Raw genomic sequence first — 22,781 nt, forward strand, 5'->3', positions numbered from 1 at the left:
GGGTCGCCGGGACGTCATACGTTCCGAGCAAGGGGACACTCCGTCCGTATGACGTCCCGGCGGCCTGGACCCGAGTCCGTCGAAAGTCGTGCCAACCGGCCGGGGTGGTGCGAGCGTTCATCCGGCGAGGGAGGCCGATGGACAGCCAGGACTTCACGGCGTGGGCGGCCGGCGTCGAGCGCCGGTTGCTGCGCTCGGCGTACCTGCTCACCGGCGACCTGCACCGTGCCGAGGATCTGGTCCAGGAGGCGTTCGTGAAGGTGGCGCTGCGCTGGGACCGGCTACGTGACGGCAACCCGACGGCGTACGCGCGGACGATCCTGGTGCGCGACCAGATCTCGTGGTGGCGACGCAGGCGGGAGACCCCCGTCGAGGAGATCCACGGCGGGGCGGCGACGTCGTCGGACCCCGAGACCGCGATGGTCGTGCGGCAGGCGCTCCGTCGCCTCACGCCCGCCCAGCGCGCGGTCGTGGTGCTGCGGCACTTCGACGACCTGTCCGTGGCGGAGACCGCCACGATCCTGCGCGTCTCGCCCGGCACGGTGAAGAGCCAGAACGCCGCGGCGCTCGCCCGGCTGCGCGGTGGAGCCCCCGAGCTGCTCGACCTGATCGGCAGGACCCGATGACGGATCTCCACGACCTGCTCGACCTCGCGACCGACCGGCTGGAGCCCCCCGGCCTGGCGGGCCGGGCCCTGACCGTCGCACAGCGGCGCCGCACCGTCCGCCGCGGGGTGCTCGCCTCGGTGGCGGCGGTGGTGCTCGTCGTCGGTGTCGCCGTGACGACCCGGCTGGGTGGCGCGCCGGCGGTGGAGCCGATGCGCGTCCCGGCGACCTCGCCGACCGGCGTTCCGGCTCGGACGGCTCCGGCCATCGCCCCCGACCGGATCCAGCCGGTCTGGGACCCGCGCGGTGCCGAGGGGCAGCCGGTCGTCGAGCTGGGTGTGCCCCGGGTGATGGAGTCCCTGACGCCCGGGGAGGTGACGCGGCCGGTGGTCCTCCTCGACGACGGCAGCCGGGCGCGCCTGGTCTCGGCCGACGGCCTCGTCCATGAGCTGGACCTGCCCGGCGGCCTGACGAGGGGACGCACCGTGTCGCTCTCGCCCGACGGCCGGCGCCTGGTGGCGACCGGAGCCGGGGGCTTCTTCTGGCGCGAGATCGACGGCGACTGGCAGCGTCTCGGGGCGGAGGACGTGCCGCTGGAGGCGCAGCTGTCGTGGCTCCCGGACAGCTCTGGGGTCATCGTCCGAGGCTGGAAGCGAGCGGTCCTCGTCGACCTCGCCAGCGGCGAGGTGGCGGAGCAGCGATTCCTCGAGGGTGTCTCCCACCTCGGCGTGGCTCCGGACGGCGCGCTGGTCGGCGTCACCGAGGGCCGCTCGGTCGTCCAGTGGCGAGACGGCCGGGAGACGGATCGTGTGTCCACCGCGGGACTCGAAGGTCTCGTCCTGCCGGCGGTCGGCGGGTCCGGCCTCGCGTTCGCCCGCGCCAACCTCGCGATCGCCGACCCGCCCGAGCCGGCCGACCGGGACGGACTGCTCGCGCTCGACCGGGAGACCTTCGAGACGCGCGCCTACCTGCCGGTGCCCGACGACCACTACTACGTGCACGCCGAGGACCTGCGCCCGCTCACGTGGCTCGACGACGACACCCTGGCGTTCACCGTGCTCTCCGCAGGGGCCGCCAAGAGGTACCTCATGACCTGGGACGTCGAGACCGGCGACATCTCCCGTGTCTCATGCTGGGAGCGGTCGTTCGACGCGGTGTTCGCCACCGACCTCCTGGACCGGTGAGGCTCCCGCCGACCGGTGGCGTGCAACCAATCCGTCGTACCTCGCGTCTCCCCGGTATGAGATCTCGGATCCTGATCCTGGCCGCGCTCGCGGCCGTCGTCCTCGTGCCCGGCACCCCGACCGCCGTCGGCGCCCCTGCGGACGCCCCGACCGTGCGGGTCCGCCCGGGTGCCCTGCTCGCGGGTGACCGCCCGGCGGTCCCGACCCAGGTCGGCCGCCACGTCCTCGAGGGCGACACCCGGGTGAAGCTCCCGTCGAACACCTACCTGCTCGGCAGGTCCGGCACGGCGTACGTCGTCGCCGGCAACGGCCGCGTGCTGCGCCTCCAGGCCGACGGCACCACGGCGCAGATCGCGCGGGTCGCCGACGACGCCGAGCTCGCGCTCAGTCGCGACGGCGCCCACGTCATCGTCACCCGCCTCATCCGCCTCGCGCGTGGCGGCGACGGCCTGGTGATGGTCATCGACGCGAGCACGGGAGCGCGCGTGGCCCGCCGTACGTTCTCGCACTACGCCACCGTGCTCGACGCCGACGAGGGACGCCTCGTGCTCTCGACCTGGACGCCCGGGCGGACCCTGTGGTGGGACTTCGTCTCGGGCGGCACGTCCCGGATCGTCGGCCGCGCCGCCGGGCACGCCGACATCCGCGCCGACCGGCTCGCGACGTTCACCGGCGACCCGTACGACGGTGGCTGCACCGTCGTCACCTCGCTCACCCGCCCGCGCCGGACGCTGTGGCGGTCGTGTCAGGAGGCCGTCGTCGCGTTCTCGCCGGACGGGGGCCGGATGGCGACGATGCACATCCTCGCGGACGGCCTCGGCCCCAGCTCGGTGCGCGCCCGGACCGTCCGCGGCCGGGCGATCGCGTCCTACGACGCGTACTGGTTCGGCAGCATCGCGTGGGAGTCCGACCGCGTCCTGCTGCTCGACACGCACACCAAGCGGCGTACCGCGCTGGTCCGTTGCGAGATCGGCGAGTGTCAGCGGGCGTCGGCCGTCCGCCGTGACCGGGGGCTCGGCTGACCGATCGCCTGTGTCGGTGGCCGGTGCTGGACTGGACCCATGCAGGAGACTCGGCTGGAGGCGATGAGCGAGGACCAGGTCCTCGAGTTCGCCGGCGCCTGCGCGGAGACCGCGCGTCGAGCCGAGGTCGACCTGCTGCGCGCCGCCTACCAGTGGGCGCTGGCGCACCCGGCCGGCCGGCTGGACCCCGCCACCTCTGCCCGGCCCGGTCGTGAGCGTCCGCGGCAGTGGGGCGGCGAGGGGACGCCCGAGGTCGGCGAGTTCGCCGCGGCGGAGCTCGGGGTGCGGATCGGCCGCTCGCCGTACGCCGCCTCCCGGCTGATCGCCGACGCCCTCGACCTGCACCACCGGCACCCCCAGCTGTGGGCGCGCGTGCGGGCCGGGGAGGTCCGGGCCTCGTATGCCCGGCACGTGTGCGCCCGGACGCGGGACCTCACCCGCGAGCAGGCGGCCTACGTCGACGCCGCCGTCGCCGAGTCGGCGGACGGTCGGATCCCGTGGTCGCGCTTCGAGACCCTGGTGGACGCCAAGGTCGCCCAGGCCGATCCGGAGACCGCGCGGGCGCGCGAGGAGCGGGCGGCGAAGTCGCGCTTCGCCAAGAAGCTCCGCGGTGAGGCCCACGGCATGGCGTCCCTGCTGGTCCGCGCCGACGTCGCGACCGTCAACGCCCTCGACGCCGCCATCACCGCCTTCGCGAACCGCCTGTCCGACTCCGTGCCGGAGGCCACCGACGACGAACGTCGGGTGCTCGCCGTCCTGCTGCTCGTCTGTGGCCGCTCCGGGCTCCGGGATGCCGACGTCCCCGGCGTCGAGCAGGTCCCCGAGGTCGCGGACCTGCTGCCCGAGGTCGTCCTCTACGTCCACACCTACGCCGGCGACGACCGCGAGGGCGTCGCCCGGGTGGAGGGGCACGGCCCGGTCACCGACGCGTGGGTGCGCCGCGTGCTCGGCCCGACGGCCCGGTTCCGGATCCAGCCGGTGCTCGACCTGGCCGGCCAGGCTCCGGTCGACGCCTACGAGATCCCGGACCGACATAGGCAGGCCGTGCATCTGATGACGCCGGCCGACACCTTCCCGTACGCCAGCTGCACCAAGCGCACCATGCAGCTGGACCACACCGTCCCGTTCCACCGCGGCGGTGCCAGCGGGCTGGGCAACTACGGGCCGATGACCACCCGGCACCACCGGATCAAGACCCACGGCCGCGGCTGGCAGGTGCAACAGCCCTTCCCCGGCATCTACGTCTGGCGCGACCCCCACGGCGCCTTCTACCTCGTCGACCACACCGGCACCCGGCGACTGCCGGCGTCACGCGATGCCGGCGTGCGGCTCGATCAGGTCGCCTGACGGCCGACCGCTGGATCCAGCGGCAAGGGAGCCTCCCGTGTCGTGAGGCATTCGCGGAAAGACGCGCTCATCTCGCCAGATCCGTGCGCTCTCGATGCCGTCGAACCCTTCAAGCACCTCGGACGGTCAGGTCGAGTTCTTTCCATCGGAAGCCGACCAAGTCCAGGAACGAGCCGGACAGCTACCGGGGTCGGGGCAGAAGGCTGAGAGCGTCACCGGCCTGACCCGCTGCCCTGTTGCTCGCTCAGTCACCACCGCCGCTCAGCTCGTCGTTCGGGCCTACGGCGTCTGCGTTTGGCCGGCTGCGATCGCCTGTTCGATGTAGTGCTCGGTGCTCAGTAGCATGCTCGTCTCGTAATTCCTGCGGCGACGGTTGTCGAACCAGTCGGGGACGCTGGCGTTGTTTCGGCGGATCGCCATGATCAGGTCCTGCATGTCCCGACAGTCAGCCACCGTCACGGCCGATGGGTCCGCCAGCGCCTGGTCCCAGACCTTTCGGACCTTGGACTCGGCGCTCTCCTTGGACTCCGCGCTCGTTCGGTGCTCTCGAGCCAGCTCGAAGAGCTCCTTGGCTGGAGCGGCAAGCGGGAGCGCGATGAATACGCCGTCATCAACCAACCAGGTCACGGCGGCCGCCGCGACGATCAGCAGGAAGAATATGCCGGTGAGGATGTACGCGTACTGCCGGTGAGCAGCCGTGCCCCATCCGAGGTTGCCGCGTTGGCAGACCAGCACATCTAGGGGCCGCGGCAAGGGGCCTGTCTTCGGATACCAGTTAGAAAGCCGGTCACCCTTGTAGCGGTCAGCGGCTTCGGCGATCGTGGTAGCGGACGGATACTCGACCGCGCTCGACTTCCACGGAAGCTCGAATACGTAACAGTCGAACTCCTCCTGCGTCCCGACTGCCGTCGATCGCTTGCGCCGCTCCGGGGTGAAGGCCAGGGCGGACCACGCCAGGCTGACGACGGCTCCGGCCAGCCCGAGCCCGGGCCGGGCGTCCGGCACGACTATCCCCGCGACGACGCTCAACGCCGCGAGGGCGAAGGTGACCGGGAGGCGTAGCTTGCGGATGTTCTTCGCGTCGCTGTACAGCCGGGATTGGGCGGCGAGCAGACGCTGCGCGTGCGGGTGCTCCTGACGCAGGTTGATCGGACCGGGTTGGTGCTCGGTCGTGCTCGCCATCAGCCGGGCATCCGCGAACCGAACAGCGCCTTCCATTTGCTGACTGCGGCGCGTTCCTGCCCCTCGTTCTCCAGCAGGATCGCCTCCTCGGCGACAGCGAGCCAGGAGCGGAAGGCGTTCTGGTGAGCGGTCCGCTCCCAGGACTGGGTGCTGCCGTTGACGTCAGGTCCCAGCCCGGCCGGGTCGGGCCAGCTCTTGAGCGCGGCGTCGGTCGCCGATGCAAGGAAGAACCGCACCTCGTCCTGGTACCTCCCCAACGGCGTTTCGACGAGCTCGAGGGCCATGACCTCGATGAGGAAGGACGGGCTAATGAGTTCGCCGGCCTCACGGTTCATGCCCTTGATCATCTTGACGAGCGGGACGAACTTGCCGCCGCAGGCCTTGTTCTTGGCGGTGACCATCTCGGCGTGCTTGTTCGGGTTGGTCTCCATCCAGCCCGTGCCGTTGGGGATCCTGTAGCCGTCCTTGGTCGCGAACGCCGGCGCGATCTCGTAGGAGGCGACGTCTTCGCCGACGTAGGAGACGGTGACCACGGTGTCGTCGGTGGTGACGTCGTGCCAACGGGTGCTAAGGACTTCGGCGAGGGCATCGACTGCGGCAGTCCCTGTACCGTTGGCAAGGTGCCGCTGGCCGCCGTCGGGGTCGATGACGACGAACAGGTCGACATCCTTCAGTTTCTTGGTCTTCGTGTGGCGGTCGTAGCTGCCGGTGAGGAAGTCGGCGGTCAACTTCCACCGGGTCCGCACGTGGTCGCGGATGAGCACGTGCCGGCTCTGGGCGAGGGCCTGCTCGGCCGAGGTGATCTCGAGGTTGGTCTTGAGCCCGGAGAAGGCGTCGTCGACGAGGGTCATGATGCTTCTCGCTTCAGGAGTGGATGCGGGTCGTGGCGGTGGCGTCGGGCCCGCCGGCCAGTGTGCCGACGGTCCGGCTGCGGAGGCCGCTGGTCGAGGCCTTGTTGCCGGGGCTCCAGCCCACCTGTTGGGAATGCCAGGCCGAGTTGAACGAGCAGAAAAGCTGGTAGGTCGTCCCGGCCGGGACCTGCTCGAGCTTGGCAAGGTACTTCAGGAGCGAGGCGTTGTCCGCGGTGAACTTTCGGTCGCCGACCCCGCCGGTGGCGTACGTGACGTCGAAGTCGAAGACAGGCTTGACGGTCCCGTCCGGGCGGTGGCACTCGAGCGTCACCGTCTTTAGGGTGCCTTCCTCGATCCAGTTGCTGATGGCGGTGAAGTCCTGGGTCCAGTCCTTGTAGAGGCGGCTGGTGTTGATCTTCAGCGTCGCGAGGATGTCGCCGATGGAGGACATGATCACGTCGGAGAGGTGGTTCGCGGTGTGCGTCCGGGTCGTGGCGTGTACACCGACGGAGGTAGTCGTCATGGGGTTGGCTCAGATCTGCCGCAGCGCGGCGGGGTCGATGGCGTAGATCCGAGAAGCGGTCGCCGAGGCGGCGGCTTCCGTGACGGCAGGTGGCTTCCCGGAGGTCAGGTGGTCCCTCTCGGCACACGCGTCCGCGGCGGTGTCGCGCAGGTGGACCGGTGAGGGGACGTACATCCGCCAGTTGGCGGGACTGCTGCCCCCGCCCGGGACCGGGCTCAGGTTCTCCTCGACCTCGAACGCTGCGTCGCCGCGGATGGCGTATAGGTTCAGTCGCAGGTCGCCGGCGATCACAACCAGCGGTTCGGTTGCCAGGTAGCCGCTGGCGATGAGCGAGGGCGCGAGGCCGTCCAGCGGGCTGAGGGCGGGCGCGACCGAGTTGCCGGGCACCGCCGAGCTGCGCTCGAGGGAATCGGCCAGCAGAGCTTTCATCTGCAGCCAGGTCTCGTTCGCCGGCCGGACCGGCGAGGCTGCGAACTTGCGTGTGCGCTCCACGTCAGATGCCCTCCCTGCCCTGCTTGGTCGGGCGCGAGGCCAACCTCGACGCGGCGGCGGCCAGGTCCTCGATGGTCAGCTCGTTCGGGTCCACAGTCGTCTCGGTCCGCGTGAGCATCGCGGCGGACACGAGCTTGCGAAGACCGCGGCCGTCCTGGCCGACGAGCAGGCCGGCGACCTCGGAGAGCCGCGGCTCCTGAGCGACCTTCTTCAGCGCCGGGAAGGCCTCGGAGAAGTCGGTCAGCGTGGAGGTGAGGATGGCCTTGACCGCTGCCGCGTTGGGTAGGGGAACCTCGACGACGAGGTCGGCGCGGGAGACGAACGCCTCGTCGAGCGCGTCGATGAAGTTGCTCGTCGCCACAGTGAAGATGTGGGGCGCCTTGATGGCGACGTCATCGAGCGCGGTGAGCACGGCGTCTGTCGCCCGGTGGACATCGGCCGGGTTGGCCTGGAGGGACGCGGCGCCGCGGGCGACGGCCATGGACTCGACCTCGTCGAGGAGAACGATGGTCGGCAGCCCGTCGAGGGCGAGGTCCGGAATGTGCTCGGCGAGGAGCCTTGAGACTCGCTGCTGGCTCTGTCCGTGCTCGGCGCTCATCAGGCCATGGGGGTTGACCTCGATGAACCGAGCCTTGGAGTCGGGCATCAGGCCGGCCACCACGTGGGCGAGGCCACGCGCCAGGGTGGTCTTGCCGGTCCCGGGCGGGCCCGTCAGGAGCGCGAGGCCGTGCAGTGCGGTGGCGTGGAACGGGAGCTTGGTGCGCAGGTTGAGCCCGAGGGCGATCGAGCGAACCAGCTGCTGCTTGATGTTCGCGTCGACGACGATCGAGTCCCAAAGCCCGCGATAGCGGTCGTCAGGGACGAGGTCGTTGCGCACGACGCACTCAGCAACATCCACGGCGCACCTCCGGCCGGGTCGGCGAGGTGTGCCGCGGCTTAGGTCCCAGGTGCCCGGGGTTCTTCGGGTCTCGCATGGTTCTCCTGGTCTTCGGGAGCTAGATGTGGTCGACCGAACTACATCGGTGTTGTACTCACAATGTACAGACACAGGTTGCTCAACGCAAGGCTCTGTGAGTACATTGGGGTGACAATCTGTGGAAAGGAACCCGTCATGCCCACTGAGGAAGCCGCAACTGCCCGTCCTGCGCGCGACTCGCGGCTCAACATCCGAACCTCGGCTAAGCAGGACAACCTGATCCGCCAGGCAGCGCAGGCAGTCGACAAGAGCGTGAGCGAGTTCGTTCTAGACAGCGCGACTGCGACCGCTGAGCATGTGCTTGCAGATCGCCGGTACTTCGCTGTCAGCGATGACGCTTGGCAAGCGTTCGAAGCTGCGCTTGAGAGGCCGGCTGTGTTCAAGCCAAGGCTCCACGAGCTGCTCAACGAAGACTCGCCGTTCGAGCCGCAGAGGTGACGTCGTATCGCGAACCTGCGCGGCTGACTCCTGACCATGACGTGTCTGGGTTCCGGTGCGGACGTCAACCCTTGGACGACTGGCTTAAGCGCTACTCGTTGATCAACCAGCACGCCGGCATGGCCACCACGTTCGTGACGACGGTCGGCGACTCAGGCGAGGTCGTTGGCTTCTACTCGCTGGCAACGGGTGGCGTGGACCATCAGGACGCGCCTGCCAGGGTGACGAGGGGGGTGCCGAAGCACCCGATCCCAGTCATTGTTCTCGCCCGCCTGGCCGTGCACGAAGACCATCACGGCCAGAAACTTGGCCGTGGATTGCTGCGTGATGCGCTTGTGCGGGTCTCGAACGCAGCGGAAGAGATCGGCGTCAGAGCGCTACTCCTCCACGCCAAGGACCACGAGGCTCGGGACTTCTATCTGGCCCAGGCTGAGTTCGAGCCATCGCCAATCGACCCCTTGCAGTTGTTCCTTCTGCTGAAGGATCTGCGCAAGTCAGTCAGTCAGTAGCGCCATCAAGCTCCGACACTCGATCCCGCCACAGATCCATTTGCTCCTCCTCGCCGAGCTCCTCAGCGAGGTCTCGGCCAAGGCGACGGATGTAAGTCACGAGGTCGACGTTCTCGATCGTCGGTTCGTCGGGCCCGGACAGATTGACCCAGAGCCAGGCCGGCTCGCTGCGTCCGCCTGTGTGATCGTGTGCGAGCTCGGCCGCCGTCAATGCGTCCACTGTCCTGCCAAGTAGGTGCAGTGCGATTGCCTGATTAAGGAGGTTCAGAGCCTTGGTCGGAATGCTGAGTTCCGAGGCACGGACAAGTGCACGGAGGGCGGTCTCGGGGTCGTCAGGCGTTAAACAGAATCCGTAGTTGTTGTGTGCCTCCGCGTCCTGCGGTTCGAGTATGCGGGCGGCGTCGAAGAGGGCGGCAGCTTCACGGCGACGACCCTCGCTAAGCAAGCCGATAGCCTGGCTCTTGACCTCAGCGAGTCGAGAGCGCGAGCCTTCGACGGCCCTCCGGGCGAGCTCGCGATCGACGTCGCTCTTACTCAGTTGTCGGCGCATCATCTCTGCTACGGCGACCGGCGGATCCTGTCTGCCGCGCAAGTAGTGGTACTCGTGGTGAAGCGAGGTCTCGGCCCAGTCCCGAAGGTACGTTTCGGTGAAGCGATCGATCAGCCAGCGCGCCTGCCCATCATCAGGGTCGTTGTCGTCGGTAATGCCGTCCATGGGCGTCCACGCCACGACGTCGTGCAACGGCGCCTGCTGAAGCCAGCTCTTGATCCATTCGATGTAACCACTCCGGTGCGCAGCCGCCAGCAACTGGCCAATGTCAGTGCTGTCGCACTCACCTACGTGCTTCTCGAAGGCATCGAGCCATGGGCCAACCCACGGTGGGCGCTGCTCCGTCTGGCCGAGCTCGGAGTACCAGTCGATCACCCACAGGGCCAGCCTGGTCGGTAGATCCTGGGCCAAACCGAACCGCACGATCCACTCGGAGTCGAATCCCCGCTGACCGAGATATGCCAAGGCGTTGGTGGCATCGATCTCGCGAACGAGGAAGTACTCACCATGCTGACTTCGGGGCGGATAAAGAAGAGCCGATCGAAGTCGTTGCAGTAGCGACGACGTATGCCAGTTCGCGTCCGGCACCACCGTCGATTCACTCAACAGGCACTGTCGGGCGTCAAATAGCGGGCCGGCGAGGATGGTCCCGCCAGTGTGTCCGGGATTCGAGAGGCGCACAACCTCGTCTCGGCACTGTGAATGGCAGGTTCGGTTCCCGTCCGACTCTTCGGCGTACGGGCAGTCCGGGTGCAAAGCCGGCGGGCAAGAGTCGGCGTACCGCACCAAGGCCACGGAGATTAGTTGTGCTTCCTGGTCCACCTGCGCTCCCTTGCTTCCGAGGCACCCCCACCCTGCCGGGCCGGTCAATGGACGATACGCGGGGGATCCGACACTTTCATGGAATCCGGCAACCTTGATTGACGTCGGCCTGGGACGGCTGCGTTCAGCCCGCGCCGAGTTGGTGGAGCTGAGAGCACTCGAACGCTGACCCGCATAATTGCGGGATCCCCATCGCGGCCGGACTCGAGCGCAGTGTGACGTGCCCGTAGTGGGCGCAATGTCTTTCGCCGCGGCCAGACGTGTGCCACCGAGACCCGGACCCGGTGCTGGCACTCCCCGTGTGAGGTCGTGTGCCTGACGCCGCGGGATCGCGCGTGCACAGGCACACGACCCGGGCGCTGTCGGGACCGCGGGCTACGTTCTACGTCGTGTCCTTCGTCCCGCTCACCGGCCCCGCGACGTTCCGGGCGGGGGAGCCGCCGCGGGAGGGCGTCGTGGAGTTCAGCGACGCCCGGCGCACCGTGGCGCTGCCGATCCGGGCGGCGCTGCCGGTGCTCACCAAGGCGCGCAGCCGCGACGACCTGCACCCGAGCGTCGGGCTGCTGAGCGGGGCGGCGCTGTTGGGGATGCGGCTGGTGGCGGCGGGCAAGTTCGCGCCGGCCGCGGCGGGGGACGGCGGCCCGCCGAGCTGGCGGGTGAGCGGCCTCGACGCCGACGACGAGGACCGGATCGAGATGCTGTCGCGGGCCCAGCGCGACGACGAGCGGGTGGTGCGCGACCTGATCGACGCGGTCGTCGACGCGATGCCCCGGCAGCCCCCGGTGGAGGTGCCCGAGCGCAGGCCGGTGGCGCCGCGGGGCCCGACGTTCGAGGAGCGGCTGCAGTCCCGGCTGGCCCGGCACCGCCGGGTCGAGGCGGGCGACCTGCCGCACCTGGTGCGGCTCTCCCTCCGGGTGGAGGCCGACGAGGAGGAGCTGATCGCGGGCGCCGTACGCCTCGTGCCCCAGGCGCACGACGAGCAGAACCCGCTGCACCTGTGCGACCTGGCGGTGCTCTGGACCCACGGCTCCGACGAGCACGGCTTCGGCGACCGCGCGCGCACCCACGCCACGATCGCGCTGCGGGCCGCGGCCGACGCGTGGCCGGTGCTCGACCGGCTGCTCGAGCTGCGGGTGCCCGACCAGATCGTGCTCGACACCGACGAGCTGGTCAGCCTGCTCGACGAGGGGGTCGGCGCGCTGCGCGAGCGCGGCGTCGACGTGCTGTGGCCGCGCAGCCTGGGCCGCGACCTGAGCGCCACCGCGACGCTCGACCGCGCCGCGCCGTCAGGGGCACGAGTAGAGCCGCTGAACGAGCCGCTGCTCGGCACCGAGTCGCTCTTCGCGTTCAAGTGGCAGGTGGCCCTGCACGGCGACCCGCTCACCGAGGCGGAGATGGACCAGCTGGCGTCGTCGGCCACGCCGCTGATGCGGCTGCGCGGTAACTGGACGGTCGTCGACCCGGCGATCGTCCGGAAGGCCCGCAAGCGGCTGCTGCGCACCGTGCGCCCGGCCGAGGCGGTCGCGGCCGCACTGACCGGAGTGGTCCAGGTCGGGCCGCAGGACGCCGCCCAGGAGCAGGTGATCGTCGGCGCCAGCCTGCTCCAGGTCCGCGAGCGGCTGCTCACCGCCGCGACCCGGGAGCCGGTCGAGCCACCCGAGGCGCTGGCGGCGACGCTGCGCGACTACCAGCGGCACGGGCTGACCTGGCTGGCCGAGCTCACCTCGCTCGGCCTCGGCGCCTGCCTCGCCGACGACATGGGCCTCGGCAAGACGATCACGCTGATCGCGCTGCACCTGCACCGCCGCGAGCGCGGGGCGACCGGCCCGACGCTCGTGGTCTGCCCGGCCAGCCTGCTCGGCAACTGGGAGGACGAGGTACGCCGCTTCGCCCCCGGTACGCCGGTGGTGCGCTTCCACGGCAGCGCCCGCGAGCTCGAGGGCGCGGGTGACGGGTTCGTGCTGACGACGTACGGCACCATGCAGCGCGACGCCGAGCGGCTCGCGGAGGTGGCGTGGGACCTCGTCGTCGCCGACGAGGCCCAGCACGTCAAGAACCCGCGCACCGCCACCTCGCGGGCGCTGCGCTCGATCCCGAGCCGGGCGCGGGTGGCGCTGACCGGCACGCCGGTCGAGAACAACCTCACCGAGCTGTGGGCGATCCTCGACTGGGCGATCCCGGGCCTGCTCGGCAGCCGCAACGCCTTCCGCAAGGTGTGGGCCGGCCCGATCGAGTCGGGCCGCGAGCCGACCAAGGCGAAGCAGTTCGCCGACCTGATCGAGCCGTTCCTGCTGCGCCGCCGCAAGTCCGACCCGGGCATCGCACCGGAGCTGCCGGCGAAGACCGAGACCGACCACCGGGTGGGGCTGACCCGCGAGCAGGTGGTGCTCTACGAGTCGTTCGTGCGCGACATCATGGAGCGCATCGAGCGCTCCGACGAGGACACCCGACGCGGCCTCGTGCTCAAGCTGCTCACCGGCCTGAAGCAGATCTGCAACCACCCGGCGCACTTCCTCAAGCAGTCAGCGGTCCGGCTCCCGGGCCGTTCGCAGAAGATCGACCTGCTCGACGAGCTGCTCGGCACCGTGCTCGCCGAGGACGGCGCGGCCCTGGTCTTCACCCAGTACGTCGCGATGGCCCGGCTTCTCGAGTCCCACCTCGCGCGGGCCGGCGTACCCCACCAGCTGCTGCACGGCGGCACACCGGTGCGCGAGCGCGAGGCGATGGTGCGGCGCTTCCAGGGCGGTGAGGCGTCGGTCTTCCTGCTCTCGCTCAAGGCCGGCGGCACCGGGCTCAACCTGACCCGCGCCGACCACGTGATCCACGTCGACCGCTGGTGGAACCCCGCCGTCGAGGAGCAGGCCACCGACCGCGCCTACCGGATCGGCCAGACCCGCCCGGTGCAGGTGCACCGGATGATCACGCGCGGCACGATCGAGGAGCGGATCGCCGAGATGCTGGGCCGCAAGCGGGCGCTGGCCGACGCCGTGCTCGGCCGCGGCGAGGCGGCGCTGACCGAGCTCAGCAACGACGAGCTCCGCGAGCTCGTGACCCTGCGGCCGGAGGCCGCCGACGAATGACCGGAGCGATCCTGCACCCCCGGGTCCCGGCGCGCCGCGGCGGCGTCCGCGCCACCACCTGGTGGGGCAAGGCCTGGGTCCGGGCCGTCGAGGAGGCGGCGTACGCCGAGGCGGATGCCCGGGCGGCGCGGGCGCTCGCCCGAGGCGGTCACGTCGGGCAGATCGCGACCGAGCCGGGGCGCTACGTCGCGTCGGTCGACGACGCGCGCGGGCTCTGGACGGTCGAGGGATCCCTGCCGGTGCTCGACGACGCCGGACTGGCCGCGCTCGTGGAGACCGTGGCCGCCGAGGCCGGGCGGATCGCCGCGCTGCTCGCCGGCGACCTCCCCCACGACCTGGTCGAGCAGGCGGAGGAGTCCGGGGCCGAGCTGCTGCCGAGCGGCTTCGAGCTCGGCTCGGCCTGCGGGTGCGACCACTGGGCCGACCCCTGCGTGCACGCGCTCGCCGTGCTCTCCCAGCTGGCGTGGCTGCTCGACGCCGACCCGTTCGTACTCTTCCAGCTGCGCGGCCTGCCCCGCGACGAGCTGCTGGCGCGCCTGCACGCGCGGCAGTCCGCCGCGTCGGCCGGCGCCGACCCCGACGTGGACCTCGACCTGGCCGTCGAGGCCGCGTTGTACGCCGCGCGGCTGCTGGAGTCCGACGGCGGGGTAGCCGGCGCCGAGGCCTGACCGGCGGGCGAGCCGCTCAGCCGCGGAGCGCCCCGAGCGCCATCCGGGTGAGCAGGTCCCGCATCCGCGGGTCGGCGAGCAGGCCGCTGTGCGGTGTGGAGTTGATCAGCCCGAACGCCGCGTGCGCCATCGCCCGCGCGGCGGACAGGTCGAGCGCGGGGTCGAGCCCGCGGAGCTGGGTGGCCCACAGGTCGACGTACTCGCGCTGCAGGCTGCGCACCTGTTCGCGCGCGTCGGCGGGCAGCGACTCCCAGTCGCGGTCCTGGACCACGATCAGCGGCCGGTGCCGCAGCGCGAAGTCGACATGCCACGCGACCAGCGCCTCGAGCGCCGCGTCGGGCCCCTGGGCGTCGGCCACCCGCTGCCGGCCCACCCGGAGCAGCTCCTCGCTGATCGAGACCAGCATCTCGGCGAGCATCGCCTGCTTGGAGTCGAAGTGCTTGTAGAGCGCCGGGCCGGAGATCCCGCACGCGGCGCCGAGGTCGGCGACCGACACCCCGTGGTAGCCGCGAGACGCGAACAGCCCCGCCGCGGTCTCGAGGATCTGACTGCGTCGATCCGTGGGGCGGCTCATGCCGCCAAGGTTAGAGGTTGTTAACCCTGCTCGTTCGGCTGCTCGCCCGAATCCTGGGCCTCGATCTGACGGCGTACGTCGTCCATGTCGAGGTCCTTGACCGCCGTGATCACCTGCTCGAGCGCGGGTGCGGGCAGGGCGCCGGGCTGGGCGAAGACCAGGATGCCGTCGCGGAAGGCCATCAGCGTCGGGATCGAGGTGATCTGGGCGGCCGCCGCGAGGGACTGCTCCGCCTCGGTGTCGACCTTGCCGAAGACCACGTCGTCGTGCCGCTCGGCGGCGGCCTCGAAGACCGGCGCGAACTGGCGGCACGGGCCGCACCAGGACGCCCAGAAGTCCACGAGCACGATGTCGTTCTCCACGACGGTCTGCTCGAAGGTGTCGGCGGTCAGGGCGGTGGTGGTCATGCTTCGGACAACGAGCGGCGAGCGCCCAGCATTCCGCCGGGCGGCTCGGCCGCTCCTCACGCGAGGGAGAGGAAGAGCTTCTCCATCTTCTTCACGTCCATCCCCTCGAGGCCGTCGCCGGCGGTCAGGCACTGCTGGAGGCCGGTGGCGACGATCGCGAACCCGGCCCGGTCGAGGGCCTTGGAGACGGCGGCCAGCTGGGTCACGACGTCCTCGCACTCCCGGCCCTCCTCGAGCATCCGGAGCACGCCGTCGAGCTGGCCGCGGGCGCGCTTGATGCGGTTGATGACCGAGGTCATCTCGGTCGGGTCGAGCTCCATCAGCCCTCCTGGCCCTGCTGCGCTGCGACCTGGGCGCGGACGTCGTCCATGTCGAGCTCCTTGACGGCGGTGATCACCTGCTCGAGCGCGGGTGCGGGCAGGGCGCCGGGCTGGTTGAAGACCAGGATGCCGTCGCGGAAGGCCATCAGCGTCGGGATCGAGGTGATCTGGGCGGCCGCCGCGAGGGACTGCTCCGCCTCGGTGTCGACCTTGCCGAACACGACGTCCGGGTGGGCCTCGGACGCGGCCTCGAAGACCGGCGCGAACTGGCGGCACGGGCCGCACCAGGACGCCCAGAAGTCCACGAACACGATGCCGTCGCCGGTCACGGTCGCCTCGAAGTCGGCGGTGGTCAGGGTGGTGGTGCTCATCTCTCTCCTTGGTTCGGTCCGGGTTTGACGATACCCCCGGGGGTGTTAACGTGTGCAACCGAATATACCCCCAGGGGTATTCCTTGGGAGAGAAGGGGAAGCGCATGACCTCCATCCACGACCGGGTCGTCGTCTCGGCGACGACCCGGCCCGGCCCGCTCGGGCGGCTCGGCCTCGCCGTGCTCCGACATGCCCGGCTGACGGCGCTCCTCTGGGTCGTCCTCGTCGTCGGGCTCGGCATCTTCGCGCCGCGGGTGGAGGCCGAGCTCTCCGGCGCCGGCTGGCAGGCCGACTCCTCCGACTCCGTCGCCGCCCGCGAGCTCGCGCAGGAGCACTTCGGCGGGAACGCCAGCTCCGCCCTCCAGGTGGTCGTCCACGACCCCGACGGTCGGGTCACCGAGGGCGACGGCGCCGCTGTCCTCGCCGAGGCCACGGCGCTTCTCGAGGGGGACGTCCGGATCGCGCAGGTGATCCAGCCGCAGCCGGGGGCGACGCTGAGCGAGGACGGGCACACCGCGGTCCTGCTCGCCGGCGCCGACGCGTCCACCGACGACATGGTGCGGGCGGCCAAGGATCTGACCGAGCCGCTCCAGGAGCTCGCGACCGGCTCGGTCCAGGTGCATCCGACCGGCGCCTCCCAGCTCTGGGCCGACTTCAACGAGGCGAACCTCGAGGCGATGCTGACGTCGGAGATGATCTCCTGGCCGGTGACGCTCGCGATCCTGGTGCTGGCCTTCGGCGCGCTCGTCGCCGCCGGACTCCCGCTGCTGCTCACCCTGGCCGGGCTGGTCGCCTCGGCCGGCTCGCTGGTGCTGATCAACCAGTTCGTGCCGGTCTCGATCTGGGCGATGAACTTCGCGATGATGTTCGCGCTCGCCCTCGGCATCGACTACGCCCTGTTCCTCGTCGTCCGCTACCGCGCCGCCCGGATGGGGCGCGAGCGGTCGGTCGCCGACGCCGTCGCCGAGACCATGGACACCGCCGGCAAGGCCGTGCTGCTCTCCGGTCTCACCGTGCTCGTGTCGCTCTCGGCGGTGATGCTCGTGCCGTCGCCGGCGTTCCGCTCGATGGCCGGCGGCATCATGCTCGCCGTCGTCTTCGTGCTCGCGGCCACGCTGACGCTGCTGCCGCTGGTGCTCGCGAAGCTCGACCTGCGCATCAACAAGCTCGCCCTGAAGTGGGTGCACGGCGGCGAGCACCGTTCGCCCCGCTTCGCCCGGTGGGGCGAGCGCCTCTGGAGCAAGCCGTGGCGCTACGGCCTCGGCTCGCTGGTCGTGCTGTTCGCCCTGGCCGCCCCGATCCTCGGCCTGCAGACCGCGATGCCCTCCATCAAGGTGCTGCCGGACGACGCCAGCGCACGGGTCGGCTACGACACGGTCCAGACGGCGTTCGGTGACGGCGCCCCGGGCACCCTGCAGGTCGTGGTCGACGCCGACGACGCGGACGCCGCCGCCGAGGTGCTCGCCGCCGACGTCGGCATCGCCGGCGCCATGCCCGGTCAGCCGGCCGCGGACGACAGCGGTCTGGTGCTGATCTCGGCCGTCCCGACCGTCGACCCGTCGGATCCGGCGATCGGGGACACCGTCGACCGGCTGCGCGCCGACCTCCCGCCCTCGGCGTACGTCGGCGGCGCGGCGGTCGAGAACCTCGACCTGAAGGCCCAGCTCGACGAGTCGACGCCGTTGGTCCTGGGCGTGATCCTCGGGCTCGGCTTTCTGCTCCTGCTCGTCGCGCTGCAGGCGCCGCTGATCGCGCTGCTCGGCACGCTCGCCAGCCTGCTGTCCACCGCGGCGGCCTTCGGCGTGGCGCGCCTGGTCTTCCAGGAAGGCTGGGGCAGCGGCCTGCTCGGCTTCGAGCACCAGGGGTTCCTCGACGCCTGGGCGCCGGTCTTCTTCTTCGCGATGATCTTCGCGATCGCGATGGACTACACCGTGTTCCTGCTCGCCTCCGCCAAGGAGCACTTCGAGCGGTCCGGTGACGCGCGCGAGGCGATGGTCGGCGCGATGGCGCACTCCGGCCGGGTGATCTTCGCGGCGGCCGCCGTCATGGTCGCGGTGTTCTTCACCTTCGCCCTGTCCGGACCGCTGCCGCCCAAGGAGATGGGCATCGTGCTCGGCGTCGCCGTCCTGCTCGACGCCTTCCTGGTCCGGCTCGTCCTGCTGCCGGTCCTGCTCCGCCTGACCGGGCGGGCCGCCTGGTGGTCGCCGCGCTGGCTGCGCCGCGTCCTTCCCGACATCCGGTTCAGCCACGGCTGACCCGACGAGAGGAGATCCCATGTGTCGTCCCGTCCCTGGCGTGAACCTGGACCGTGCCGTCCTCGCCCTCGCCGGCAGCATGGTCCTGGTGAGCGCGCTGCTGGTCGCCGTGCTGTCGCCGTGGTGGCTGCTGCTGACGGCCTTCGTCGGCCTCAACCTGCTCCAGTCGAGCATCACCGGCTTCTGTCCGGCCGCGGTGCTCTTCCGGCGCCTCGGGCTCTCGGCGGGCTGCGCCTTCCGCTGAGCCGTCCCCGTCGAGGGGTCCACCGGTCGACGCGACCGGTGGACCCGTTGGTTAACGATCGCTAACCTTGGTTCCGTGAGCCACATGAAGGAGCTGGTGGACGAGCTGCGCGAGCGGCTGGCGATCGCCCGGCTGGGCGGCAGCGAGGCGGCCCGCACCAAGCACACCGACCGGGGCAAGCTGCTGGTGCGCGACCGGGTCGACCGGCTGCTCGACCCGGGCAGCCCGTTCCTCGAGCTGAGCCCGCTGGCGGCGTACGACATGTACGGCGGGGCCGTGCCGGCGGCCGGCGTCGTCACCGGCATCGGCCGGGTGAGCGGGCGCGAGGTCGTGGTCGTCGCCAACGACGCCACCGTCAAGGGCGGCACCTACTACCCGATGACGGTCAAGAAGCACCTGCGTGCGCAGACGGTCGCGAGCGACAACCACCTGCCGTGCGTCTACCTCGTCGACTCCGGTGGCGCGTTCCTGCCGATGCAGGACGAGGTCTTCCCCGACCGCGAACACTTCGGCCGGATCTTCTTCAACCAGGCCAACCTGTCCGCGCGCGGCATCCCGCAGATCGCCAGCGTGATGGGCTCGTGCACCGCCGGCGGCGCCTACGTGCCGGCGATGTCGGACGAGACCGTGATCGTGCGCAACCAGGGCACGATCTTCCTCGGCGGCCCGCCGCTGGTGAAGGCCGCGACCGGCGAGGTCGTCACGGCCGAGGAGCTCGGCGGCGGCGACGTGCACGCGCGCACGTCGGGCGTGGTCGACCACCTCGCCGAGGACGACGCCCACGCGCTCGCGATCGTGCGCAGCATCGTCGGCACCCTGCCGCGGGGTGGTGGTTTCGAGACGGGCGCAGAACGCCCTCCTCAACCACCGATCGAGGTCGAGGAGCCGCACGAGGACCCGTCGGGGCTCTACGACGTCGTGCCGGCCGACACCCGCACGCCGTACGACGTGCGGGAGGTGATCCGGCGGATCGTCGACGGCAGCCGTTTCCACGAGTTCAAGCGGCTGTACGGCGAGACGCTGGTGACCGGGTTCGCACACGTGTGGGGCCACCAGGTCGGCATCGTGGCCAACAACGGCATCCTCTTCAGCGAGTCCGCGCTCAAGGGGGCGCACTTCATCGAGCTGTGCAACCAGCGCGGCATCCCGCTGGTCTTCCTCCAGAACATCTCCGGCTTCATGGTCGGCAAGGAGTACGAGAACGGCGGCATCGCCAAGGACGGCGCCAAGCTCGTCACCGCGGTCGCCTGCTCGGTCGTCCCGAAGTTCACCGTCGTCATCGGGGGCTCGTTCGGCGCCGGCAACTACGGCATGTGCGGCCGCGCCTACGACCCGCGCTTCCTGTGGATGTGGCCCAACGCCCGCATCTCCGTGATGGGCGGTGAGCAGGCCGCGTCGGTGCTCGCCACCGTCGCCGGCCGGCCCGACGACGAGGATCTCAAGGCCCCGATCCGCGAGCAGTACGAGACCCAGGGCTCGCCGTACTACGCCACCGCCCGTCTCTGGGACGACGGGATCATCGACCCCGCCGACACCCGCCGCGTCCTCGGGCTCGGCCTCGCGGCCGCCGCCAACGCGCCCGTCCCCGCGCCGTCGTACGGTGTCTGGAGAATGTGATGATCGAGTCCGTCTTCATCGCCAACCGCGGCGAGATCGCCGCCCGGGTCGCCCGCACCTGCCACCGGCTCGGCATCGCAGCCACCGCCAGCAGCGGCGACTACCTCGACGTCGAGGCGCAGATCGCGCAGGCGCTGGCCGCCGGTGCCGACGCGGTGCACCCCGGCTACGGCTTCCTTTCGGAGAACCCGGCCTTCGCCCGCGCCGTCACCGCCGCCGGCCTGACCTGGATCGGCCCGCCACCGGAGGCGATGGAGGCGATGGCCCGCAAGGACCACGCCCGCGAGATCGCCGTGGCCGCCGGCGTCCCGGTCGTGCCGTCGTACGAGCTCGGGGGTTTCGAGACGGGCGCAGAACGCCCTCCTCAACCACCGATCTCGTTCCCCGTGCTCGTGAAGGCCGCCGCCGGCGGCGGTGGCAAGGGCATGCGCATCGTCCGCGAGCAGGCCGAGCTCGCGGAGGCCACGGCCGCCGCGGCCCGCGAGGCCAGGAGCGCCTTCGGCGACGACACCCTGCTCATCGAGAAGTACGTCGAGCGTGGCCGGCACATCGAGGTCCAGGTCATGGCCGACGCCCACGGCGACGTCGTCCACCTCTTCGAGCGGGACTGCTCCACCCAGCGCCGGCACCAGAAGGTGCTGGAGGAGGCCCCCGCCCCGACGATCACGCCGGAGATCCGCGAGCTCGTCACGTCGAGCGCGGTCGCCCTGGCCAAACAAGTTGGGTATCGCAACGCCGGCACCGTGGAGTTCCTGCTCGACCCTGAGGCAAACGGGGGCACCGGCGAGGCCTACTTCCTGGAGATGAACACGCGCCTCCAGGTCGAGCACCCGGTCACCGAGCTGATCACCGGGCTGGACCTCGTCGAGCTGCAGCTCCGCGTCGCCGCGGGCGAGCCGCTGCCGATCACCCAGGACGACGTCACCGTCAGCGGCCACGCCATCGAGGCCCGGGTGTACGCCGAGGACTCGTTCGGCGGCTTCCTGCCCCAGGCCGGCCGGGCGACGTACGTGGGCTGGCCCGACGGTGGTGTCGAGACAGGCGCTAGCGCGCCTTCCTCAACCACCGTGCGGGTCGACCAGGCGCTGGAGAGCGGGCAGGTCGTGAGCACGGCGTACGACCCCATGCTCGGCAAGGTCATCGCCCACGGCGCCACCCGCGAGGAGGCCCGGTCCGCGCTGGTCGACGCGCTCGACGCGACCGCGATCCTCGGGCTGACCACCAACACCGGCTTCCTGCGGGTGTTGGTGGCGAGCGACGAGTTCCGCGACGCCACGATCGACACGGCCTGGCTGGACCGCCACGACGTACCCGCCCCGGACCCCGCCGAGGCCCGTCGGCTGGCGGCGTGGGCGGTCTTCCGCGCCCGGCCCGAGGACGACGGACCGTTCCGCTCCGACGGGTTCCGCCTCGGCGCGGCGCCGGCGCCGGTGGTCATCGACCTCGACGAGCGGGTGCGGCTGACCGGGCCGGAGCCGCACGACCTGCCGGTGGCCGACGTCCGGTCCGACCGGGTCGAGGTGGTGCACCAGGGCCAGCGGTTCGTGTTCGAGCGGCCCGACGTCTTCGGCGACCACGCCGCCGACCCGGGCGACGGCGTGATCATCGCCCCGATGCCCGGCACCGTCCTCGACGTCCGGGTCGCCGAGGGGGACCGCGTCGAGGCCGGCCAGGTGCTCCTCGTGCTCGAGGCGATGAAGATGGAGCTGTCCCTGAAGGCGCCGTTCGACGGCACGGTCGACGGCCTGGCCGCCTCGACCGGGTCGCAGGTCGCGCTCGGCGCCACCCTGATGGAGGTGCAGCCGCATGCATGAGCTCCCGATGCCGGTCCGCCAGGACGGACTCCCCGACCGGGTGACGATCTACGAGGTCGGCCCCCGCGACGGGCTGCAGAACGAGAAGGCGCTCGTGCCCACCGGAGTCAAGGTGGAGTTCGTGCAGCGGCTGCTGGCCGCCGGACTGCCGATCGTCGAGGCCACCAGCTTCGTGCACCCGACGTGGGTACCGCAGCTCGCCGACGCCGCCGACCTGATGGGGCTGCTCGGCGAGGCCGGCCGCGACTGCCCGGTGCTGGTGCCCAACGAGCGCGGCCTCGACCGGGCCCTCGAGCTCGGCGCTCGGCACATCGCGATCTTCGGCTCCGCCACCGAGACCTTCGCGCGGAAGAACCTCAACCGCGGCCTCGACGAGCAGTTCGCGATGTTCGAGCCGACCGTACGCCGGGCCCGCGACGCCGGCCTCGACGTCCGCGCCTACGTGTCGATGTGCTTCGGCGACCCGTGGGAGGGGGCGGTGCCGATCGAGCAGGTGGTCGGCGTCGGCAAGCGGCTCTTCGACCTCGGCGCCAGCCAGCTCAGCATCGGCGACACGATCGGCGTCGGCACCGCCGGCCACGTGACCGCGCTCGTCGGCGCGTTCGAGGCGGCCGGCATGGGCCTCGACCAGCTGGCGATGCACTTCCACGACACCTACGGCCAGGCGCTCGCCAACACCTACGCCGCGCTGCTGGCCGGCGTCACGACGTACGACGCGAGCGCGGGCGGCCTGGGCGGCTGTCCGTACGCGAGGAGCGCCACCGGCAACCTCGCCACCGAGGACCTCGTGTGGATGCTGCGCGGGCTCGGCATCGAGACCGGGGTCGCGCTCGACCAGGTCGTCGCGACCAGCGTCTGGATGGCCGGGCAGCTCGGGCGGCCCAGTCCGTCCGCCGTCGTCCGCGCTTTGGCACAATCGCCGGCATGAGC

At 71.0% G+C, this 22,781-nt stretch carries 23 protein-coding genes; 13 read left to right on the plus strand and 10 right to left on the minus strand.

The features are described 5' to 3' along the window. Nucleotides 1-137: 137 nt before the first annotated feature. Genes KM427_RS01555 through KM427_RS01570 form a run of 4 tightly spaced genes read left to right on the plus strand, consistent with a single transcriptional unit; the run spans nucleotide 138 to nucleotide 4,158 of the window. Complete coding sequence (locus tag KM427_RS01555; RefSeq protein ID WP_215526018.1) at nucleotides 138-626, plus strand: SigE family RNA polymerase sigma factor; 489 nt, start codon at nucleotides 138-140, stop codon at nucleotides 624-626. Next, on the plus strand, nucleotides 623-1,789 hold the full coding sequence (locus KM427_RS01560) for a WD40 repeat domain-containing protein (RefSeq protein WP_215526019.1): 1,167 nt from the start codon (nucleotides 623-625) through the stop codon (nucleotides 1,787-1,789). Before KM427_RS01555 ends, KM427_RS01560 begins: the two co-directional genes overlap by 4 nt. Before the next feature lie 56 nt (nucleotides 1,790-1,845). Continuing rightward, on the plus strand, nucleotides 1,846-2,811 hold the full coding sequence (locus tag KM427_RS01565) for a hypothetical protein (protein ID WP_215526020.1): 966 nt from the start codon (nucleotides 1,846-1,848) through the stop codon (nucleotides 2,809-2,811). Between the two features lie 39 nt (nucleotides 2,812-2,850). Next, nucleotides 2,851-4,158: an HNH endonuclease signature motif containing protein gene (locus KM427_RS01570; RefSeq protein WP_215526021.1), complete on the plus strand. Its 1,308-nt coding sequence runs from the start codon at nucleotides 2,851-2,853 to the stop codon at nucleotides 4,156-4,158. A gap of 279 nt (nucleotides 4,159-4,437) precedes the next feature. Here the strand turns inward: KM427_RS01570 and KM427_RS01575 are convergent, their stop codons facing one another. The 5 genes from KM427_RS01575 to KM427_RS01595 form a co-directional block, all read right to left on the minus strand. Then, nucleotides 4,438-5,340: an S-4TM family putative pore-forming effector gene (locus tag KM427_RS01575; RefSeq protein WP_215526022.1), complete on the minus strand. Its 903-nt coding sequence runs from the start codon at nucleotides 5,338-5,340 to the stop codon at nucleotides 4,438-4,440. Continuing rightward, on the minus strand, nucleotides 5,340-6,191 hold the full coding sequence (locus tag KM427_RS01580; protein WP_215526023.1) for a CBASS oligonucleotide cyclase: 852 nt from the start codon (nucleotides 6,189-6,191) through the stop codon (nucleotides 5,340-5,342). Before KM427_RS01580 ends, KM427_RS01575 begins: the two co-directional genes overlap by 1 nt. Nucleotides 6,192-6,204: 13 nt before the next feature. Then, nucleotides 6,205-6,642: a hypothetical protein gene (locus KM427_RS01585; RefSeq protein ID WP_252274945.1), complete on the minus strand. Its 438-nt coding sequence runs from the start codon at nucleotides 6,640-6,642 to the stop codon at nucleotides 6,205-6,207. An 81-nt stretch (nucleotides 6,643-6,723) separates the two neighbouring features. Continuing rightward, a complete protein-coding gene (locus KM427_RS01590; protein WP_215526025.1) occupies nucleotides 6,724-7,206 on the minus strand; it encodes a CBASS system Cap8 protein in 483 nt (160 codons plus the stop codon). Between the two features lies 1 nt (nucleotide 7,207). Continuing rightward, nucleotides 7,208-8,104, minus strand: coding sequence for an AAA family ATPase (locus KM427_RS01595; protein WP_215526026.1), 897 nt, complete (start codon nucleotides 8,102-8,104; stop codon nucleotides 7,208-7,210). Nucleotides 8,105-8,317: 213 nt separating this feature from the next. Here KM427_RS01595 and KM427_RS01600 point away from each other — a divergent pair, with 213 nt between their 5' ends. Next, a complete protein-coding gene (locus KM427_RS01600; RefSeq protein WP_215526027.1) occupies nucleotides 8,318-8,620 on the plus strand; it encodes a type II toxin-antitoxin system TacA family antitoxin in 303 nt (100 codons plus the stop codon). Nucleotides 8,621-8,691: 71 nt separating this feature from the next. Then, a complete protein-coding gene (locus tag KM427_RS01605) occupies nucleotides 8,692-9,129 on the plus strand; it encodes a GNAT family N-acetyltransferase (protein WP_215526028.1) in 438 nt (145 codons plus the stop codon). Here KM427_RS01605 and KM427_RS01610 read toward each other — a convergent pair. Further along, nucleotides 9,119-10,285, minus strand: a complete 1,167-nt coding sequence (locus KM427_RS01610) for a hypothetical protein (protein ID WP_215526029.1) — start codon at nucleotides 10,283-10,285, stop codon at nucleotides 9,119-9,121. The genes KM427_RS01605 and KM427_RS01610 overlap by 11 nt on opposite strands. A gap of 605 nt (nucleotides 10,286-10,890) precedes the next feature. Between KM427_RS01610 and KM427_RS01615 the strand changes: the two genes are divergently transcribed. Together KM427_RS01615 and KM427_RS01620 are read left to right on the plus strand one after the other, a co-directional pair. Further along, nucleotides 10,891-13,581 (plus strand): DEAD/DEAH box helicase, encoded by a 2,691-nt coding sequence (locus KM427_RS01615; RefSeq protein WP_215526030.1) that lies wholly within the window; start codon nucleotides 10,891-10,893, stop codon nucleotides 13,579-13,581. Beyond that, complete coding sequence (locus KM427_RS01620) at nucleotides 13,578-14,249, plus strand: SWIM zinc finger family protein (protein ID WP_215526031.1); 672 nt, start codon at nucleotides 13,578-13,580, stop codon at nucleotides 14,247-14,249. Before KM427_RS01615 ends, KM427_RS01620 begins: the two co-directional genes overlap by 4 nt. Nucleotides 14,250-14,265: 16 nt before the next feature. Here KM427_RS01620 and KM427_RS01625 read toward each other — a convergent pair whose 3' ends face one another. From KM427_RS01625 to trxA (KM427_RS01640), 4 genes are read right to left on the minus strand one after another with little or no spacing between them, the layout of a single operon-like run. Beyond that, nucleotides 14,266-14,823 carry an SACE_7040 family transcriptional regulator gene (locus KM427_RS01625; protein ID WP_183595556.1) on the minus strand — a complete coding sequence of 186 codons (558 nt, stop codon included), beginning with the start codon at nucleotides 14,821-14,823 and terminating at the stop codon, nucleotides 14,266-14,268. A gap of 20 nt (nucleotides 14,824-14,843) precedes the next feature. Continuing rightward, a complete protein-coding gene (trxA, locus tag KM427_RS01630) occupies nucleotides 14,844-15,230 on the minus strand; it encodes a thioredoxin (protein WP_215526032.1) in 387 nt (128 codons plus the stop codon). 56 nt (nucleotides 15,231-15,286) lie between these two features. Then, nucleotides 15,287-15,550, minus strand: a complete 264-nt coding sequence (locus KM427_RS01635; protein WP_183595554.1) for a metal-sensitive transcriptional regulator — start codon at nucleotides 15,548-15,550, stop codon at nucleotides 15,287-15,289. Beyond that, nucleotides 15,550-15,921 (minus strand): thioredoxin, encoded by a 372-nt coding sequence (trxA, locus tag KM427_RS01640; RefSeq protein WP_183595553.1) that lies wholly within the window; start codon nucleotides 15,919-15,921, stop codon nucleotides 15,550-15,552. The genes KM427_RS01635 and trxA (KM427_RS01640) overlap by 1 nt, the downstream gene beginning before the upstream one ends. A gap of 104 nt (nucleotides 15,922-16,025) precedes the next feature. Between trxA (KM427_RS01640) and KM427_RS01645 the strand changes: the two genes are divergently transcribed. From KM427_RS01645 to KM427_RS01665, 5 genes are all read left to right on the plus strand, one after another. Continuing rightward, nucleotides 16,026-18,176, plus strand: a complete 2,151-nt coding sequence (locus KM427_RS01645) for an MMPL family transporter (protein ID WP_215526033.1) — start codon at nucleotides 16,026-16,028, stop codon at nucleotides 18,174-18,176. Nucleotides 18,177-18,216: 40 nt separating this feature from the next. Further along, on the plus strand, nucleotides 18,217-18,420 hold the full coding sequence (locus tag KM427_RS01650; protein WP_215526034.1) for a YgaP family membrane protein: 204 nt from the start codon (nucleotides 18,217-18,219) through the stop codon (nucleotides 18,418-18,420). Between the two features lie 84 nt (nucleotides 18,421-18,504). Beyond that, entirely contained in the window at nucleotides 18,505-20,037 is a 1,533-nt protein-coding gene (locus tag KM427_RS01655; RefSeq protein ID WP_215527482.1) for a carboxyl transferase domain-containing protein, read from the plus strand. Continuing rightward, nucleotides 20,037-21,851, plus strand: a complete 1,815-nt coding sequence (locus KM427_RS01660) for an acetyl/propionyl/methylcrotonyl-CoA carboxylase subunit alpha (RefSeq protein ID WP_215526035.1) — start codon at nucleotides 20,037-20,039, stop codon at nucleotides 21,849-21,851. Before KM427_RS01655 ends, KM427_RS01660 begins: the two co-directional genes overlap by 1 nt. Further along, on the plus strand, nucleotides 21,844-22,779 hold the full coding sequence (locus KM427_RS01665; protein WP_215526036.1) for a hydroxymethylglutaryl-CoA lyase: 936 nt from the start codon (nucleotides 21,844-21,846) through the stop codon (nucleotides 22,777-22,779). Before KM427_RS01660 ends, KM427_RS01665 begins: the two co-directional genes overlap by 8 nt. The last annotated feature ends 2 nt before the right edge of the window (nucleotides 22,780-22,781 follow it).

The sequence above is a fragment of the Nocardioides sp. LMS-CY genome, from assembly GCF_018732145.1.
Taxonomy (GTDB): Bacteria; Actinomycetota; Actinomycetes; order Propionibacteriales; family Nocardioidaceae; genus Nocardioides; species Nocardioides soli.

Excerpts from the sequence above, each read along its gene's own strand:
- KM427_RS01555 (WP_215526018.1), top strand. The coding sequence starts at position 138 with ATGGACAGCCAGGACTTCACGGCGTGGGCGGCCGGCGTCGAGCGCCGG.
- KM427_RS01560 (WP_215526019.1), top strand. The coding sequence starts at position 623 with ATGACGGATCTCCACGACCTGCTCGACCTCGCGACCGACCGGCTGGAG.
- KM427_RS01565 (WP_215526020.1), top strand. The coding sequence starts at position 1,846 with ATGAGATCTCGGATCCTGATCCTGGCCGCGCTCGCGGCCGTCGTCCTC.
- KM427_RS01570 (WP_215526021.1), top strand. The coding sequence starts at position 2,851 with ATGCAGGAGACTCGGCTGGAGGCGATGAGCGAGGACCAGGTCCTCGAG.
- KM427_RS01575 (WP_215526022.1), bottom strand. The coding sequence starts at position 5,340 with ATGGCGAGCACGACCGAGCACCAACCCGGTCCGATCAACCTGCGTCAG.
- KM427_RS01580 (WP_215526023.1), bottom strand. The coding sequence starts at position 6,191 with ATGACCCTCGTCGACGACGCCTTCTCCGGGCTCAAGACCAACCTCGAG.
- KM427_RS01585 (WP_252274945.1), bottom strand. The coding sequence starts at position 6,642 with ATGTCCTCCATCGGCGACATCCTCGCGACGCTGAAGATCAACACCAGC.
- KM427_RS01600 (WP_215526027.1), top strand. The coding sequence starts at position 8,318 with ATGCCCACTGAGGAAGCCGCAACTGCCCGTCCTGCGCGCGACTCGCGG.
- KM427_RS01620 (WP_215526031.1), top strand. The coding sequence starts at position 13,578 with ATGACCGGAGCGATCCTGCACCCCCGGGTCCCGGCGCGCCGCGGCGGC.
- KM427_RS01625 (WP_183595556.1), bottom strand. The coding sequence starts at position 14,823 with ATGAGCCGCCCCACGGATCGACGCAGTCAGATCCTCGAGACCGCGGCG.
- trxA (WP_215526032.1), bottom strand. The coding sequence starts at position 15,230 with ATGACCACCACCGCCCTGACCGCCGACACCTTCGAGCAGACCGTCGTG.
- KM427_RS01635 (WP_183595554.1), bottom strand. The coding sequence starts at position 15,550 with ATGGAGCTCGACCCGACCGAGATGACCTCGGTCATCAACCGCATCAAG.
- trxA (WP_183595553.1), bottom strand. The coding sequence starts at position 15,921 with ATGAGCACCACCACCCTGACCACCGCCGACTTCGAGGCGACCGTGACC.
- KM427_RS01645 (WP_215526033.1), top strand. The coding sequence starts at position 16,026 with ATGACCTCCATCCACGACCGGGTCGTCGTCTCGGCGACGACCCGGCCC.
- KM427_RS01655 (WP_215527482.1), top strand. The coding sequence starts at position 18,505 with ATGAAGGAGCTGGTGGACGAGCTGCGCGAGCGGCTGGCGATCGCCCGG.
- KM427_RS01660 (WP_215526035.1), top strand. The coding sequence starts at position 20,037 with ATGATCGAGTCCGTCTTCATCGCCAACCGCGGCGAGATCGCCGCCCGG.
- KM427_RS01665 (WP_215526036.1), top strand. The coding sequence starts at position 21,844 with ATGCATGAGCTCCCGATGCCGGTCCGCCAGGACGGACTCCCCGACCGG.